10 protein-coding genes and 1 tRNA gene are annotated in these 17,223 nt (G+C 41.8%); 1 reads left to right on the top strand and 10 read right to left on the bottom strand.

Translation table 11 applies throughout. The features are described 5' to 3' along the window. Nucleotides 1–136 precede the first annotated feature (136 nt). Nucleotides 137–2,752 carry a penicillin-binding protein 1A gene (locus ACT3SX_RS09100; RefSeq protein ID WP_192518666.1) on the top strand — a complete coding sequence of 872 codons (2,616 nt, stop codon included), beginning with the start codon at nucleotides 137–139 and terminating at the stop codon, nucleotides 2,750–2,752. A gap of 120 nt (nucleotides 2,753–2,872) precedes the next feature. Here the strand turns inward: ACT3SX_RS09100 and ACT3SX_RS09095 are convergent, their stop codons facing one another. The 10 genes from ACT3SX_RS09095 to ACT3SX_RS09050 all read right to left on the bottom strand — a co-directional run bounded on the left by ACT3SX_RS09095 (nucleotide 2,873) and on the right by ACT3SX_RS09050 (nucleotide 16,919). Continuing rightward, the gene (locus ACT3SX_RS09095) at nucleotides 2,873–3,400 is read right to left on the bottom strand and encodes a DUF6586 family protein (RefSeq protein ID WP_192518665.1); all 528 of its coding nucleotides are present in this window, start codon (nucleotides 3,398–3,400) and stop codon (nucleotides 2,873–2,875) included. Between the two features lie 379 nt (nucleotides 3,401–3,779). Continuing rightward, a complete protein-coding gene (gene rpoC, locus ACT3SX_RS09090; protein ID WP_442062394.1) occupies nucleotides 3,780–7,997 on the bottom strand; it encodes a DNA-directed RNA polymerase subunit beta' in 4,218 nt (1,405 codons plus the stop codon). A gap of 151 nt (nucleotides 7,998–8,148) precedes the next feature. Next, nucleotides 8,149–12,267, bottom strand: a complete 4,119-nt coding sequence (gene rpoB, locus ACT3SX_RS09085; protein ID WP_192518663.1) for a DNA-directed RNA polymerase subunit beta — start codon at nucleotides 12,265–12,267, stop codon at nucleotides 8,149–8,151. A gap of 720 nt (nucleotides 12,268–12,987) precedes the next feature. After that, a complete protein-coding gene (rplL, locus tag ACT3SX_RS09080; protein ID WP_192518662.1) occupies nucleotides 12,988–13,359 on the bottom strand; it encodes a 50S ribosomal protein L7/L12 in 372 nt (123 codons plus the stop codon). A gap of 132 nt (nucleotides 13,360–13,491) precedes the next feature. Further along, nucleotides 13,492–14,019: a 50S ribosomal protein L10 gene (gene rplJ, locus ACT3SX_RS09075; RefSeq protein ID WP_192518661.1), complete on the bottom strand. Its 528-nt coding sequence runs from the start codon at nucleotides 14,017–14,019 to the stop codon at nucleotides 13,492–13,494. A gap of 454 nt (nucleotides 14,020–14,473) precedes the next feature. After that, entirely contained in the window at nucleotides 14,474–15,175 is a 702-nt protein-coding gene (gene rplA / locus ACT3SX_RS09070; RefSeq protein WP_192518660.1) for a 50S ribosomal protein L1, read from the bottom strand. Beyond that, on the bottom strand, nucleotides 15,175–15,606 hold the full coding sequence (gene rplK, locus ACT3SX_RS09065; protein WP_442062397.1) for a 50S ribosomal protein L11: 432 nt from the start codon (nucleotides 15,604–15,606) through the stop codon (nucleotides 15,175–15,177). The genes rplA and rplK overlap by 1 nt, the downstream gene beginning before the upstream one ends. A gap of 94 nt (nucleotides 15,607–15,700) precedes the next feature. Further along, nucleotides 15,701–16,231 (bottom strand): transcription termination/antitermination protein NusG, encoded by a 531-nt coding sequence (gene nusG, locus ACT3SX_RS09060; RefSeq protein ID WP_057761729.1) that lies wholly within the window; start codon nucleotides 16,229–16,231, stop codon nucleotides 15,701–15,703. 72 nt (nucleotides 16,232–16,303) lie between these two features. After that, nucleotides 16,304–16,792 carry a preprotein translocase subunit SecE gene (secE, locus tag ACT3SX_RS09055; RefSeq protein WP_192518658.1) on the bottom strand — a complete coding sequence of 163 codons (489 nt, stop codon included), beginning with the start codon at nucleotides 16,790–16,792 and terminating at the stop codon, nucleotides 16,304–16,306. Nucleotides 16,793–16,843: 51 nt separating this feature from the next. Further along, nucleotides 16,844–16,919: transfer RNA gene (locus tag ACT3SX_RS09050), tRNA-Trp, on the bottom strand. Nucleotides 16,920–17,223: the final 304 nt, after the last annotated feature.

The following is a 17,223-nucleotide window of genomic DNA, read 5'->3' as shown; positions in this document are numbered from 1 at the left end:
AATACTTTACTTAATAGATAGATTCAAGCATTTATATAACTTATTGAGTCTAACTTACACATTTATTATGCCCTGCTTATTTTGTTCAAGGTATAATACCCCTATCTGTTGCAAATTTTAATTGATAAGTCTTCTTATGATCAAAGAAAATGCTACCGCCCGCCTTATTCATTTTTTGGTAGGGCTTTTTGTTGCCTGCTTAGCGTTAGCGGTTATCTTAGCGCTTGCTGTGCCTATTGGTTTTTATGGTATGGCGATGTATTTATCGCCAACCTTGCCTAGCACTCAAGAGATCAAGAAAGCAAAACTAGAGATGCCATTACAAATATACAGCAGTGATGACAAATTGATTGGTCAATACGGTAATCGTCTATCCCTACCCATTACATTTGACGAGATTCCTGACAACTTAACACATGCTTTTTTGGCAGCAGAAGATGCCTCTTTTTTTCAACATAGCGGTATCAGCATTAAAGGGTTAGGACGTGCCGTTACTGAAGCGGTCACCGATGACGATAGCCAAACTGGTGGTTCTACTATCACCATGCAGGTCGCCAAAAACTACTTTTTAAGTTCAGAACGTACTTTAAATCGCAAACTGACTGAATTGTTCTTAGCACGTAAAATTGAAGACGAACTCAGTAAAAATGATATTTTGACATTGTATGTCAACAAAATCTACTTAGGTGAAGGTGCCTATGGTGTCCGTGCCGCTGCCAAAAAATATTATAGTAAATCACTAGACAACCTTACTATTGCTGAAACAGCAATGTTGGCAGGTCTGCCAAAAGCTCCTTCTAAATACAACCCTGTTGCCAATCCTGAACGTGCATTGACTCGCCGTAACTGGATTATCGGTCGCATGCATGAACTGGGCTATATTACCGAAGCAGAACGTGATGAGGCAATTTCCTCACCTATTGGTATTAAACTTTATAAAGAAAAACTTGATGTGAATATGCCATATCTGGCAGAAATGACACGCGCTACGTTGGTTAATCGCTATGGTAAGCAGGTAATGCATAGCGGTTGGCGAGTACGTCTTACCATTGACAGTGAAGCGCAAACAGACGCAGAAGCAGCAGTGCTTAAAGGTTTAGTTGCTTATGATCATCGACATGGTTGGCGCGGTGCTGAAGCAAACGACGAACCACTAGAAAACTTCCGTCGCTATAGCAGCATGTCCCCTGCCAAAGTTACTAAAGTCAATTCGCGCAGCTTTGAAGCGACGATGCCTTCAGGTGAAAGTGTCACCGTTAATTGGTCAGGTATGAACTGGGCTCGCAAATATATTTCTGTGAATCGTATCGGTTACGCTCCTAGTAACGCCAGTCAAATAGTCAGTGAAAACGACATCATTCGTCTAATACCAACAGCCAACGGTAATTGGCAATTAGCGCAAATCCCTAAGATACAAAGCAGCCTAGTTTCTCTAAATCCTTCGACTGGTGCAGTTAATGCCTTAATCGGAGGCTTTGATTTTAATCACAACAAGTTCAATCGAGCCTTACAAGGCTGGCGGCAACCTGGGTCAACAATTAAACCGCTTGTCTATACATCAGCTCTCAAAAAGGGCTATCGTCCAGATACGATGGTCTCAGATAATCCTATCCAAGTAGGTGGCTGGAAACCTAAAAACTCCGATGGACGCTTTTTAGGGGATATCACTCTACGTCGTGGTTTATATTTATCACGTAATTTAGTATCTATCCGTCTATTACAAGCCATTGGTATCACTGATACACTCAATCTACTAGATGAATTTGGTCTTGATAAAGAAAAACTTCCAACAACTTTATCGTTAGCACTGGGAGCAGGACAAGCGACACCGTTGCAGATGGCAACTGCTTATTCAACTTTTGCAAATGGTGGTCATCGCATACAACCTTACTTCATTGAACAGATTTATAACTATAACAACAAACTATTATTCCAAGCCAATCCTCAACAAGCCTGCGCTAAATGTTTCAACGAAAAACTCGAAGCAATGAATAAAAAAGCAGTCGAAGACTATGAAGCTTCAATTGAAAATTCAGATAAGACTGCAAGTAATGCAACATCTACTAACCAACAAAACCTAGATGCAGTAGAAAACAGTGACGAGAGCATCGATTTGAGTATCTATGATGCAAGTCCACAATCTGATCGTTTAAAAGCACCTCCAGCTCAGTATGAGTTGGCCAAGCAAGCCCCTCGAATATTAGAACCTAGAGTTGCTTTTGATATGGCAGATATATTGCGTGATGTGGTACAACGTGGTACAGCCGTACGAGCAAAAGCTTTGGGACGTAGTGATATTGGTGGTAAAACAGGTACCACTAATGATGCAAAAGATGCTTGGTTTGCAGGTTTCCATCCTACTAATGCAACGGTAGTGTGGATGGGATTTGATCAGCCATCAACCATGGGCCGCCGCGAATATGGTGGTGTGGCAGCATTGCCAGTTTGGATGGATTTTATGAGAGCTCAGCTCAAGAATACGCCTCGCCAATGGGTACCCAACGAACAAGGCTTTACCTCTAGAAGACTGCAGAAAAAGACTGTAGAAACTAAGGATAATGATGAAAGTAGCGAGCCAGATACATCAGAAAAGCCAGTTACTACGCAAACACAGCAGCGTACGCCCTTAACGCCTGAACCTGAGTTAAGTCCACAGACACCACGAACTACTAATCGCGGTAATAATGATGGTGTACCACAAAACCCATTGTCAGCAACGCCAGTCGAATCGCTACCACCGATGCCAGAATAAATCATCGATACAACCAGTGCATATTAGACAATAACCCCCCCTATTCATGCTATTGAGTAGGGGTTTTATTATTTTTATAGAATATGCATGCGTATCTATTTATCTTTAAGCTAAATTCTACTAAAACTCAACCATACCAGCACGTAGTTGTTCAATCAAATCTAAAAACTGCTGGCGCCATTCACGTATCGTTGCCTCATCTGGTAACCATTGGTTTGATAAAGTAACCACATTAACAATCAGATCCGAAGACTGCGCTGTCTCACTACTTGACTTTTCATCTATGATCGTATCAGGCTGTACGGCATACAAACAACGCTGATAAGCACGCTCTATATTTGCAAGAAACCCCTGTTGTCTTATCTGCTGTAAACGCTGAATCTCAGGAGATACCTGCGTACGCTCACTCAATGCTTTTTCGATATCTGACAATGTGGGGGTTGGAATGTTTAAACTGTAGAAATAACCAAGCTCTTGGGTAAATGCGAGAAAAGCGCCATATAAGTGAAAAATAGCAGTCTCACAATGCGCTTGGTATAGCTGCTTATCATTAGTCGCCCCTGCTGATTGACAGGACAGACGACAAAAATACAGTTTTTGATTGGTTCGATCGGCTTGATACTTGGCAACACGAGTTTTACCTGCCATTTGCTATTTATCCTTATATTAATAATAAGTGCTAATAAGTTGCAGCTACAGTCAGCGAACGGCTAAACCGCTACCGCGTTATTCTCCTTAGATGCACTACTCGTACAATCTACAGTCGGCTGTCTTATACCCATTTTATATTTCTTTAACTATATCACAGCTCATAACATGGTTCTTAATGAACTACGATCAAGGTCTGTCGAATAAATTATACAAGAAACTATATCAGCTAACAAAAACTGCTGCTAGATCCATAAAGGTTAACCCAAAAAGCATACTGCTTACCCTCAGTTTTACGTTATTTTAGTTTATAATAGGCATAAAAAAGCCAGCAACTAAGGCTGGCTTTTCTAGTAAACTAAGAATATATCAAAGACTATTAATGATCTTGATTTAGTTCTTGTGCAAAGGCTTCATCAAAGCTAGCAAAGTCTTTGCTATCAGTGGTTGCCGTCATATCAAGCGCTGCATTAAGATCTTTATCTTGTAGCTTTTGATCCGCTTGTTCTTTACGTGTTTTATGATAAGCAAGACCAGTACCTGCAGGAATCAAACGACCAACAACGACGTTCTCTTTCAAACCACGTAATTCATCTACTTTACCAGTAACAGCAGCAGCCGTTAGGACACGCGTAGTTTCTTGGAAAGAAGCCGCTGAGATAAAGCTTTCTGTTGCCAGACTTGCTTTAGTGATACCTAACAGTTGACGCTCAAACTGTACTGGGAATTTATCTTCCGCTTCTAGTTTTGCATTCAATGCTTTGATATCGGCATACTCTACCTGATCACCTTTAAAGTGGTTTGAATCACCACCATCAGTAATCTCGACTTTACGCAGCATCTGACGAATAATAACTTCGATATGCTTGTCGTTGATTTTCACACCTTGCAAGCGATAAACGTCCTGTACTTCGTTGACGATATAATCAGCAAGCGCAGTCTGACCTTTTAGACGCAAGATATCATGTGGGTTCTGTGGACCATCAGCAATCACTTCACCACGTGCCACTGTCTCATTTTCAAAGACATTGATTTGACGCCATTTCGGGATTAGCTCTTCATGTACTTCACCATCTTCATTAGTAATAATGAAGCGGTTTTTACCTTTAGTCTCTTTACCAAAGCTAACCACACCGGTCATTTCTGCCATGATGGCATGATCTTTTGGACGACGTGCTTCGAACAAGTCAGCAACACGCGGTAGACCACCAGTAATATCTTTAGTACCCGAAGAAGCTTGTGGTACACGGCCTAGAATCGAACCTGCTGCTACTTTTTCACCATCGCTAACGCGAATGATGGTTTCAGCAGGCAAGAAGTAAACCACTTCTTTACCTTCGTCAGTGTTCAAGATAATTGCAGGACGCAAGTCTTTTGCTGAGCTTGAACGGTCACGAGTAGCAAGAATCTCAAATGAGCTCATACCAGTGGCATCATCTACTTTCACTGTGGCAGTCATACCGTCGGTGATATCACTAAAGCGTGCTGTACCAGCAAATTCTGTGATAATTGGATGCGTATGCGGATCCCATTTTGCGATAGTTTGACCGCTTTCAGCCTGTTCTTCGTCTTTCACAAGCACGCTTGAACCATAAGGTACTTTATAGCGCTCACGCTCACGGCCAAGCTCATCGGTCAATGCGATTTCAGCTGAACGTGATACGATAACCAAGTGACCATCAGTATGTTGTACAGTCTTCATGTTTTCGAAATGTGCTTGACCAGCATTACGAACTGAGATGCTATTATCCACAGATGCTGAACTTGCTGCCCCGCCCACGTGGAAAGTACGCATGGTTAACTGGGTACCAGGTTCACCAATAGACTGTGCAGCCATAACACCGACTGACTCACCAATGTTAACTTTATGACCACGAGCCAAATCACGACCATAACACTGTGAACACACACCATGCTCAACATCACAGGTAATCACTGAGCGTACCCAGATATCATCAATGGCATTTTCGTCAAGCACGTTGACCCAATGCTCATCAATCAAAGTACCCGCTGGAATCAATACTTTATCAGCATCATCATTGTAAGTAACATCACGCGCAGTCACACGACCAAGTACTAAATCACCTAGTTTCTCAATGATTTCACCACCTTGAATATGGGGTTTCATGAGCAAGCCTTGCTCAGTACCACAGTCGTCACTGGTGATAACCAAATCTTGTGCCACATCAACCAAACGACGAGTCAGGTAACCTGAGTTAGCCGTTTTCAGTGCCGTATCTGCTAGACCTTTACGAGCACCGTGAGTTGAGATGAAGTACTGTAATACCGTCAAACCTTCACGGAAGTTGGCTTTAATCGGTGTTTCAATGATAGAACCATCTGGTTTAGCCATCAGACCACGCATACCAGCCAACTGACGAATCTGAGCCGCACTACCACGAGCACCAGAGTCTGACATGATAAAGATAGAGTTGAACGATTTCTGCTCGTCCTCGATACCTTGTGCGTTGGTTACTTTATCAGTTGCCAAATTGTCCATCATCGCTTTAGCGACTTTGTCATTGGTACGTGACCAGATATCAACCACTTTGTTATAACGCTCACCGGCAGTCACAAAACCTTGCTCGAACTGATCTTCGATTTCGCGAACTTCGCCTTCAGCCGCTTCAATAATTTTCTTTTTCAGTGGTGGAATGACCATATCGTCAATACCGATAGAAACACCCGATAGTGTCGCTTGAGCAAAACCAAGATACATCAATTGGTCAGCAAACATAACACTTTCTTTAACGCCTACTTTACGATAACAAGAGTTGATGAGACCTGAAATGTTTTTCTTCGTCATTTCTTGGTTACACTCTTCAAACGTCATACCTTTAGGCATGATGTTCCAGATCAACAAACGGCCAGCAACAGTATCTTTGATACTAACTTCTTTGGTTTGGTTACCTTCTTCGTCAATATGCGTCTCAGTGACACGCACTTTGATTTTAGCGTTTACATGCAAATCGTTTGACCCAATAGCACGCAATGCTTCATTGACGGTCGAGAAGATCATGCCTTCGCCTTTGGCATTGATAGACGAGCGACTAATGTAATATAGACCTAGTACAACATCCTGTGATGGCACGATGATTGGATCGCCGTTCGCAGGTGACAAGATGTTGTTAGTAGACATCATCAGCGCACGTGATTCAAGCTGGGCTTCTAGCGTCAATGGCACGTGAACAGCCATCTGATCACCATCAAAATCGGCGTTAAATGCAGTACAAACGAGCGGATGCAATTGGATTGCTTTACCTTCGATCAGTACTGGCTCAAATGCCTGTAGACCCAAACGGTGAAGTGTTGGTGCACGGTTAAGAAGCACTGGATGCTCACGAATAACCATGGCCAGCATGTCCCACACTTGTGGTTCTTCACGCTCTACCATTTTTTTAGCAGCTTTAATCGTCGTTGCCAAACCATGAGACAATAGTTTGTTATAAGTAAATGGCTTGAATAGCTCTAGTGCCATTTTCTTCGGTAGACCACACTGATGTAAACGTAGTGTTGGACCAACAACAATCACAGAACGACCAGAATAATCAACACGCTTACCAAGTAAGTTCTGACGGAAACGACCTTGTTTACCTTTGATCATATCAGCCAAAGATTTCAATGGACGTTTATTACTACCAGTAATCGCACGACCGCGACGACCGTTATCTAGCAACGCATCGACTGATTCTTGCAACATACGTTTTTCGTTACGTACGATGATATCAGGAGCACTTAGCTCAAGCAGACGCTTTAGACGATTGTTACGGTTAATAACACGGCGATACAGATCGTTTAGATCTGACGTTGCAAAACGACCACCTTCTAGTGGTACTAGCGGACGCAAATCTGGTGGTAGTACTGGCAATATGTTCATTACCATCCACTCAGGCTTGTTGTTAGAATCACGGAATGCTTCTAACAACTTAAGACGCTTAGACATCTTTTTAAGTTTAGTCTCAGAACCTGTTTGCGGAATCGCTTCGCGTAGCTCATCAATCTCTAAATCAATATCGATATCTTTCAATAAATCTTGAACAGCTTCAGCACCCATTTTGGCAGTGAACTCATCACCAAACTCTTCAAGGGCTTTGAAGTAATCTTCATCGTCAAGCAACTGGTATCTTTCTAAACTGGTTAGACCAGGCTCAGTCACGATATAGCTTTCAAAATATAGAACGCGTTCGATATCACGTAGCGTCATGTCTAACAATAGACCGATGCGGCTTGGTAATGATTTTAGGAACCAAATATGTGCAACTGGGCTAGCCAAATCGATGTGGCCCATACGATCACGACGTACTTTCGCAGTCGTAACTTCTACGCCACATTTTTCACAGATAACGCCTTGGAACTTACGGCGCTTATATTTACCACATAAACATTCGAAATCTTTTACTGGACCAAAGATTTTGGCACAAAACAGACCATCACGTTCAGGTTTAAACGTACGATAGTTAATGGTTTCAGGTTTTTTTACTTCGCCATGTGACCATGATTTAATCACGTCAGGTGAGGCTAAAGTAATTTGAATGCTATCAAACTCTTGATTACCGTTGCCGGTAGGGCTCTGCATGATATCGAGTAAATCTTTCAAGTTGCTTCTCCGTTATCTTTATAATCATCTGACAGCGTATTATTGACGCAAATAAGATGAATGAAGGCAATGAATAGGGTTGAGACAAATCACTAAAAGCAGCAGCAATGAGCGTACTGCTTTCAGCTAACAACTAAGTTAAACAACAGGGTTAGTTGCTTTGTTTTAACTCAATATTAATACCCAGTGATTTGATTTCTTTGGTCAGTACATTGAACGATTCAGGCATACCTGGATCCATATACTGTTCACCATCAACGATGTTTTTGTACATACGCGTACGGCCTTCAACGTCATCCGACTTCACAGTCAGCATCTCTTGCAACGTATATGTTGCGCCGTAAGCTTCTAGTGCCCACACTTCCATTTCACCGAAACGCTGACCACCAAATTGAGCTTTACCACCCAATGGCTGCTGCGTCACTAGTGAATAAGAACCAGTAGAACGCGCATGCATCTTGTCGTCAACCAAATGGTTAAGTTTAAGCATATACATGTAGCCTACCGTCACCTTACGGTCAAATTTCTGACCTGTGCGACCATCATATAAGGTCTGTTGACCATCACGGTCCATACCCGCAAGCTCTAGCAAATCTTTTACTTGGCTTTCTCTTGCACCATCAAATACTGCGGTACCCATTGGTACGCCACCACGCAAGTTGGCTGATAATGCCATGATGTCATCATCACTCAAGCTGTCAAGGTCAACTTGCTCACCACCAACCTTGTTATAGATTTGGTCTAAGAACTCACGTAGTTCTTTGATCGCTGCTTGAGACTTAAGCATGCCATCAATTTTTTCGCCTAGACCTTTCGCTGCCATACCCAAATGCGTTTCTAGAACCTGACCGATGTTCATACGTGATGGTACACCTAGCGGGTTCAGTACGATGTCAACGGTATTGCCATGCTCATCATACGGCATATCTTCAACTGGCATGATGCGTGAGACAACACCTTTGTTACCGTGACGACCAGCCATCTTATCACCAGGTTGAATACGACGCTTAACCGCTAGATATACTTTAACGATTTTTTGTACGCCATGTTGCAAGTCATCACCTGCTGTCAATTTGCGTTTTTTCTCAGCAAATTTCACATCGATGTCTTTTTGCTTATCAACTAAGTAATCAGCGATTTGCGTCAAACGCTCAGATATTTCTTCTTCTACTGGCTGGATATCAAGCAATGTCTCAAGGCTCATATCTTTCATATCAGCAAATGCCATCACCGTACCAGCTTTTAGACCAGCACCGCCGCTGACTTTTTGACCATCTAATAGATGACCAATACGACCACGAGCTGCTTCTTCAAAGATACGTAGCTCTTCTTTCAAATCTTTGCGATAGCTGTCAAGCTGTGACTTTTCGATCGCTCTTGCACGTGCATCTTTTTCAACACCATCACGGGTGAATACTTGTACGTCAATAACCGTACCTTTGCTTGATGTTGGAACACGTAAAGACGTGTCTTTAACATCAGCCGCTTTTTCACCAAAGATAGCCCGGAGCAATTTCTCTTCTGGCGTTAGTTGCGTCTCACCTTTTGGTGTCACTTTACCAACCAAAATATCGCCAGCGTCAACTTCCGCACCGATATAAACGATACCTGCTTCATCAAGACTTGATAGTGCTGCTTCACCAACGTTTGGAATATCAGCAGTAATCTCTTCTGTACCGAGCTTGGTATCACGTGCCACACAAGTCAATTCTTGAATATGAATCGTAGTGAAACGATCTTCTTTAACCACTTTCTCAGATAACAAGATTGAATCTTCGAAGTTGTAACCATTCCACGGCATAAATGCGATGCGGATGTTCTGACCTAGCGCTAGCTCTCCAAGATCTGTTGATGGACCATCAGCCAAGATATCACCCAAAGCAATCTCATCGCCTTGGTTAACGATGATACGTTGGTTAATACAAGTATTTTGGTTAGAACGCGTGTATTTGATCAAATTGTAGATATCGATACCCGCTTCACCAGCAGTCATTTCATCTTCGTTTACACGAACAACAATACGTGATGCATCAACATCTTCAATCACACCACCACGCTTGGCGATCACACAGACACCAGAGTCACGAGCAACGTGACGCTCCATACCAGTACCAACTAATGGTTTATCCGCACGTAGCGTAGGAACAGCCTGACGTTGCATATTCGAACCCATCAAGGCACGGTTAGCATCATCATGTTCTAGGAATGGAATCAAACCTGCTGCTACCGATACTACCTGACTTGGTGACACATCCATATGTGTCACTTTTTCTGGTGGCATACGAACAAATTCACCGTAGTTACGTACACTGACCATCTCATCGCTTAGTGCACCATCTTCGGTCAACGGTGAATCAGCCTGTGCAATGACAGTACCTACTTCTTCAATCGCTGACAGATATTCAATGATATCCGTTACTTTACCGTCAACCACACGGCGATATGGCGTTTCTAAGAAACCAAAGCTATTGGTTTTAGCAAATGTTGCCAATGAGTTGATAAGACCAATGTTTGGACCTTCAGGAGTCTCAATAGGACATACACGACCATAATGGGTATCATGTACGTCACGTACTTCAAAGCCTGCACGTTCACGAGTCAGACCACCAGGTCCTAATGCTGATACACGGCGTTTATGGGTAACTTCAGACAACGGGTTGTTCTGATCCATGAACTGTGACAACTGGCTTGAACCAAAGAATTCTTTAACCGCAGCCGCTACAGGCTTTGAGTTAATCAAATCTTGTGGTGACAAGTTATCAGACTCAGCAGAGCTCAAACGCTCTTTGACCGCACGCTCAACACGTACAAGACCAACACGGAATTGGTTTTCTGCCATCTCGCCCACTGAGCGAATACGACGGTTACCTAGATGGTCAATATCATCAACATCACCGCGACCGTTACGAATTTCGATAAGTTCTTTTAGAACATTAACGATATCATCGTTAGTCAATACACTACGTGCGCGTTGAACATCCGGATCATCAGTATTATCAAACTCTAACCCTAAACGGCGGTTGAACTTCATGCGACCAACGTTTGATAAGTCGTAACGATCTGCGTTAAAGAACATGCTCTCAAATAACTTTTCAGCAGTTTCGACCGTTGGCGGCTCGCCTGGGCGCATCACTTTATAGATTTCGATCAACGCTTCTTCACGGCTTGACGTACTATCAGCACGTAGCGTATCAGCAATATAACTACCCTGATCAATGTCATTGGTGAATAGAATGCTAAACTCTTTGATAGATTCGCTAGCTTCGAATGCACTTAATTTAACCAACAACTCGTGATCAATTAACGTATTAGCTTTAGCAATAACTTCATCGTTGACGACAACATCTTCCGCTAAGATACGCTCATATAGATATTCATCAGGTACAGCAATTTTCGTCATACCAGCTTCTTCTAGCTGACGGATACGACGTGCATTGATACGCTTACCCTGCTCTACGATAACATCCCCTTCAGGTGATACGATATCGAACTGAGCCATCTCACCACGTAGACGATCAGCAACCAAATCAATCTCAAACGTCTCTTCACCTCTGTAAACCGCAACTTTATCAAAGAATAAATCTAAGATCTCAGAAGTTGTTAAGCCAAGTGCACGTAGAATGATTGACGCAAGAAGTTTACGACGGCGGTCAATACGAGCAAATACTAAATCTTTAGCATCAAACTCAAAATCTAACCATGAGCCACGGTAAGGAATAATACGGGCGTTATAAAGTACTTTACCACTTGAATGTGACTTACCTTTATCATGATCAAAGAATACACCAGGTGAACGATGTAGCTGAGATACGATAACACGCTCAGTACCATTGATAATAAAAGTACCGTTAGCCGTCATCAGTGGCATCTCACCCATGTAGACGCTTTGCTCACGGATGTCTTTGATAGCAGCTTTGCTATCTTTATCCTTGCTATCTTTGTCTTTGATGATCAAACGGATTTTGACACGCATAGGCGCAGCAAATGTTGAACCACGTAAGATACATTCACGCTCATCAAATTCAGGTGTGCCCAAATGATACTCAACGAATTGTAGTTCAGCGTTGCCAGAATGACTCTCAATTGGGAAAATAGAGGAATACGCAGCTTGCAAACCAGTATTCTCACGAGCTTTTGGCTTTCTATGCTCTTGCAAAAATTGCTCGTAAGAATCTACTTGAATAGACAGTAAATAGGGAACGTCCATTACAGTGGGCAATTCAGCAAAACTTTTGCGAATACGCTTTTTTTCAGTATAAGAATATGCCATCGAGAGTCCTTACAGTAAACGTGGAAACAAATTAAATCGTGGCCAGCATGCATAAATACGATACAAACTTGGCGACGTAAACGATAATATAAAACGGGTCTTCGTGCTTAACTCATGTCTTTCTATCAATTACTACTTTACTAATCAGTGCTTATTTAGCACACTTCATTCAATCTTGTAACTGGTATCTCAGTTAGGCTATATGCCTACTCAGATTAATAATTTCAATATCACCTACTTTACGATACGTTGGTATTATAACTTAGCTAAAAATACACGTATAAAAAGTGACTTTTACTGTAGTTTTAAAAACTACTTATCATCAAAACCAATATCGTCGCCGATATCTACCGTCTATGAGCCTACCTACTGACAGTAAAACCATGCTAAGTGGATAACCTAGAATCGATAGCTTTTCAGAATTAATAATAACTGGGGTAACTATAACTTTTAGAATCAGTACAAACTATAGTGTTAAGTTAATAGGAAAGCATGCAGACACAAAAAAATGCCAAACATCTACGGACGTTTAGCTCATATTAACTGATTTCAAAAACTGGCATGTGTGCTTGCATGTATATCGTCTGTCCTTTTGATGGGTATCCACCGTGTTGTTGCATACGTATGTTGGCAGACACAAAAGGTCAAGCTACGAATTATAGTAAAAAAAAGCTGGCAATGCAAGGCATTACCAGCTTTTTTTTCGTACAGTAGTTAAACTTATTTTAGTTCAACGCTTGCACCAGCTTCTTCAAGTTTCTTTTTCAACTCTTCAGCTTCAGCTTTAGATGCGCCTTCTTTGACTGGAGCTGGAGCGCTCTCAACCAAATCTTTCGCTTCTTTTAGGCCAAGACCAGTAGCTTCACGTACGGCTTTAATTACCGCAACTTTCTTCTCGCCAAAGCTGGCAAGAACTACGTCAAACTCATCTTTTTCTTCAGCAGCAGCAGCAGGACCAGCAGCAGCAGGTGCAGCAGCAGCAACAGCAGCTGTTACGCCGAATTTTTCTTCCATGTCGCTGATTAGCTCAACGATATCCATTACTGACATTTCAGCGATTGCGTTTAACACATCATCTTTAGATAGTGCCATGAGAACTCTCCGTTATCTGATAAAAATTAATTGATTTTAATATCGCTTTGATTGCTTGTCGACATTTCAAATAGGTGTGACAATAAAGTGCAATCAAAATTAGCGATGTCAAAGTTACGTTAAAACAAGCAATTAAGCAGCTTCTTTTGCGTCTTTGATTGCCGCTACAGTGCGAACGAACTTGCCAGGAACAGCGTTCATAGTCTGGACAAGCTTGGTCACTGGTGCATTCATAGTAGCCATCAAGATAGAGATTGCTTCGTCACGAGTTGGTAGCTTCGATACGCGCTCTAGCTCTTCTGGACCATAAACTTCACCACCGACTGATACTATTTTGGTCTCTAAAGCTTTGTTATCTTTGCTAAAGTCGAATATGACTCGAGCGGCAGATCCCAAATCTTCCATAGAGAAAGCCAAAAGTAGAGGACCAGTCATACGGTCTGACATGCTTTCAAAATTAGTGCCTTCAAAAGCGCGTTTTGCTAGTGTATTTTTTACCACTTTCAAAACAACACCTTTATCACGGGCTTGTTGGCGCAGCTGAGTAAGCTGTGCAACACCAATTCCATGATACTCGGCAGCTACTGCTGAATAAGCATTAGCAGCAACTTCAGACACTTCAGCCACAACTTGTTGTTTTTGCTCTAGCGTTAATGCCATAAGTTGACTCCTTTAATCTTATCAATCGACTTATCGTAGAAGTGCTAAAACATTGAAGTTTTTATGCGCTTAAACTCTAAGCTAAGACTGACTTGATACGACACATTACCAGCAGATCCTAAAAAACGTATCTACTGGTAACGACTGATTACGGCACCGTTATCAGAATGACGTTGAGTAATAGTTTGATGACTGCCTAAACAATCGTATAACCCTATTCGCTCGTGTCTTAAACTGTGTGGGCCACCGTCTGCGTAGGACAACTAAGATTTTCATCTGTCGTCGATTAACAAAAGCGACTTAATATAGTATTTAACTGTCAGAAACAGCTATTTACAATTTTAAACTGCTCTCTACCTACGGTCTTAGACAGCGTAGCAAATACTACGCTGACCTAATTCTTTAAAATTATTTTGTGCTCATCATTCAAAATAGATGAAGATGAGATACTTAATTATTTAGCAGTGCGATAAGGAACAGCATCAATAGTGATACCAGGACCCATAGTGCTAGACAAGGTAATTTTCTTAATGAAAGTACCTTTAGAAGTAGCAGGTTTTGCACGTTTTAGATCTGTGATTAATGCTTCAGCGTTTTGGATAACTTGCTCAGCAGTGAAACCAACTTGACCAATAGTAGTATGAATAATACCTGCTTTGTCTACACGATACTGTGCTTGACCAGCTTTAGCATTTGTCACAGCTTCAGCAACGTTTGGCGTTACTGTACCAACTTTTGGGTTAGGCATCAGACCACGTGGGCCTAAGATAGTACCTAATTGACCAACAACACGCATTGCATCAGGAGCAGCAATAACAACATCAAAATCCATGTTGCCCGCTTTGATTTCTGCTGCTAGGTCTTCAAAACCAACGATGTCAGCACCAGCTTCTTTGGCGGCTTCAGCAGCAGCGCCTTGAGCAAATACAGCAACGCGTTTGGTTTTACCAGTACCAGCAGGTAGGTTGGTAGCGCCACGAACGACTTGATCAGATTTACGTGGGTCAACGCCCAAGTTAATAGCAATATCAATAGACTCTTTGAATTTTAGCGCTGGCAAATCATTTAAGATTTGAACCGCTTCTTCAAGAGTGTATTGCTTTTCGTTATCAACACGGCTTTGAATTTCTTTTTGACGTTTAGTTATCTTAGACATTATACACCCTCCACGGTAATACCCATTGAACGTGCAGTGCCAGCAATGGTACGGACAGCAGCATCAAGATCAGCAGCAGTTAAATCTGCATCTTTGGTCTTAACGATCTCTTCTAATTGCGCGTGATCAACTTTACCGACTTTAGCGGTGTTTGGTGTGCCTGAACCTTTAGCAATACCGGCAGCCTTACGTAATAAGTAAGAAGCTGGTGGTGACTTCATGATGAAGGTAAAAGACTTATCGCTGTATACAGTGATCTCAGTTGGAATCGGTAGACCCGGCTCTTGACCTGAGGTTGCAGCGTTAAATTCTTTACAGAACGCCATGATGTTCACGCCTTTTTGACCCAATGCTGGACCAATCGGTGGTGAAGGATTTGCTTTTCCTGCAGGCACTTGCAGTTTGATGTAACCATCAATCTTCTTAGCCATGATACTCTCCTAAATGGGTAATAGCGCCAAATCAATGTGGTACATACATACCTATTTGACTAACAGCTCCCCGGTTGATGAACTTTTTGCTAGTTTAGTCTAGTTTTTCAACTTTACTAAACTCAAGCTCGACCTGAGTAGGTCGATTAAATACGTTTACTGTTAGGTGTAACTTAGACTTCTCATAATCCACTTTTTCAACCAACCCTTTAAAGTCAGTAAATGGACCATCAATAACCAATAACTCTTCGCCCGGCTCAAATAGCGTCTTAGGACGTGGATCTGTTTCAGTCTGATTGAGACGGTTTAAGATACGATCAGCTTCTACTTGTGTAATTGGCGCAGGCATTTCAGGCGTACCGCCGATAAAACCCATAATACGTGGACAGTCTTTTACGATGTGCCAAGTATTGTCATTCATTTCCATTTGGATTAATACATATCCTGGAAAGAACTTACGCTCGCTCTTACGCTTTTTGCCGTCTTTCATTTCGACGACTTCTTCAGTAGGAACCAATACATCACCGAATGACTCAGCAAAGTCACTACGGTTAATACGATCAGTTAATGAACGTTGTACTTGTTTTTCATATCCTGAAAACGCTTGGACAATATACCAACGCATATCACGCTCCTGACCATTATAGAATAAGTTTTTATGAGTAAATGTCTCGTTAATAATCACTAATACGTGCTATTAACCGATAAATACGCCAACAAACCAATTAAAAAAGTTATCTAATAACCAAATAAAGAAACCAGCAATAGCAATCACGACAATTACTTGCCAAGTGTATTGAAAGGTTTCGTCTTTACTTGGCCATGTTACTCGGCGCAGCTCAACGCCAGCATCTTTTAATAATATTTTAAAAGCGCGACCTTGATGCGTTAACGCTAAGCATACTAATGCAAATACAACAAGAGCAACGATAATACCAATACGCACCCAAACATCATTGGCAGGTTGCCAATAGCCAGGTAAATATTGATTAACTAACGTTGCACCGATCAAAAATGCTGCGGCTAACAACCACAGTATCACATCTTTTATTGATCCAGTTTTAGCTACTTCAACAGCAGTTGTTTGATTGCCTGCTGAGACGTGCTTACCTTTGGACAGCATTCCGCTAGCATCCGCCTTGGCATCAGATAACTTAGTCTCGAGGTTATCTTGATTATTGCTCATAAAGAACTCGCTTCGGAGATGATAGGGTACGACACAGATATGATAAGAAGATGGCAGGCGATGTAGGACTCGAACCTACAACCCTCGGTTTTGGAGACCGATGCTCTACCAATTGAGCCAATCGCCTATGGGTGTAAAGGACAGCATTATACAATATTCAGCATAGAATGCAAGCCCTTGTCGGTAAAATTATTATTCTTACCGAACTTTTTTCTTATTTAAACGCTGATATTAGCGACTAATAAGAAGCTGCGTTAATATATCAAGCTATGCAGCAGATTACAATAGTATATGAAAAAATACATTAGCTCTGTGAAGAATAGATTTGAATTAATATCATATGACAACTATAGATAGCTAATAGCATTACTGACTTTCTAGATTACTTATAAAAAAACCACCCTCTAAGAGGGTGGCTTTTTACTAACGGC

This window comes from Psychrobacter sp. AOP31-B2-9 (assembly GCF_052378005.1).
Taxonomy (GTDB): domain Bacteria; phylum Pseudomonadota; class Gammaproteobacteria; order Pseudomonadales; family Moraxellaceae; genus Psychrobacter.
The sequence above is the reverse complement of the archived record's forward strand: the minus strand, read 5'-3'. Positions and strand labels throughout refer to the sequence as shown.

What these genes read in the sequence shown, in the direction of transcription:
- ACT3SX_RS09100 (WP_192518666.1), top strand. Translation starts at nt 137, where the DNA reads ATGATCAAAGAAAATGCTACCGCCCGCCTTATTCATTTTTTGGTAGGG.
- ACT3SX_RS09095 (WP_192518665.1), bottom strand. Translation starts at nt 3,400, where the DNA reads ATGGCAGGTAAAACTCGTGTTGCCAAGTATCAAGCCGATCGAACCAAT.
- rpoB (WP_192518663.1), bottom strand. Translation starts at nt 12,267, where the DNA reads ATGGCATATTCTTATACTGAAAAAAAGCGTATTCGCAAAAGTTTTGCT.
- rplL (WP_192518662.1), bottom strand. Translation starts at nt 13,359, where the DNA reads ATGGCACTATCTAAAGATGATGTGTTAAACGCAATCGCTGAAATGTCA.
- rplJ (WP_192518661.1), bottom strand. Translation starts at nt 14,019, where the DNA reads ATGGCATTAACGCTAGAGCAAAAACAACAAGTTGTGGCTGAAGTGTCT.
- rplA (WP_192518660.1), bottom strand. Translation starts at nt 15,175, where the DNA reads ATGTCTAAGATAACTAAACGTCAAAAAGAAATTCAAAGCCGTGTTGAT.
- rplK (WP_442062397.1), bottom strand. Translation starts at nt 15,606, where the DNA reads ATGGCTAAGAAGATTGATGGTTACATCAAACTGCAAGTGCCTGCAGGA.
- nusG (WP_057761729.1), bottom strand. Translation starts at nt 16,231, where the DNA reads ATGCGTTGGTATATTGTCCAAGCGTTTTCAGGATATGAAAAACAAGTA.
- secE (WP_192518658.1), bottom strand. Translation starts at nt 16,792, where the DNA reads ATGAGCAATAATCAAGATAACCTCGAGACTAAGTTATCTGATGCCAAG.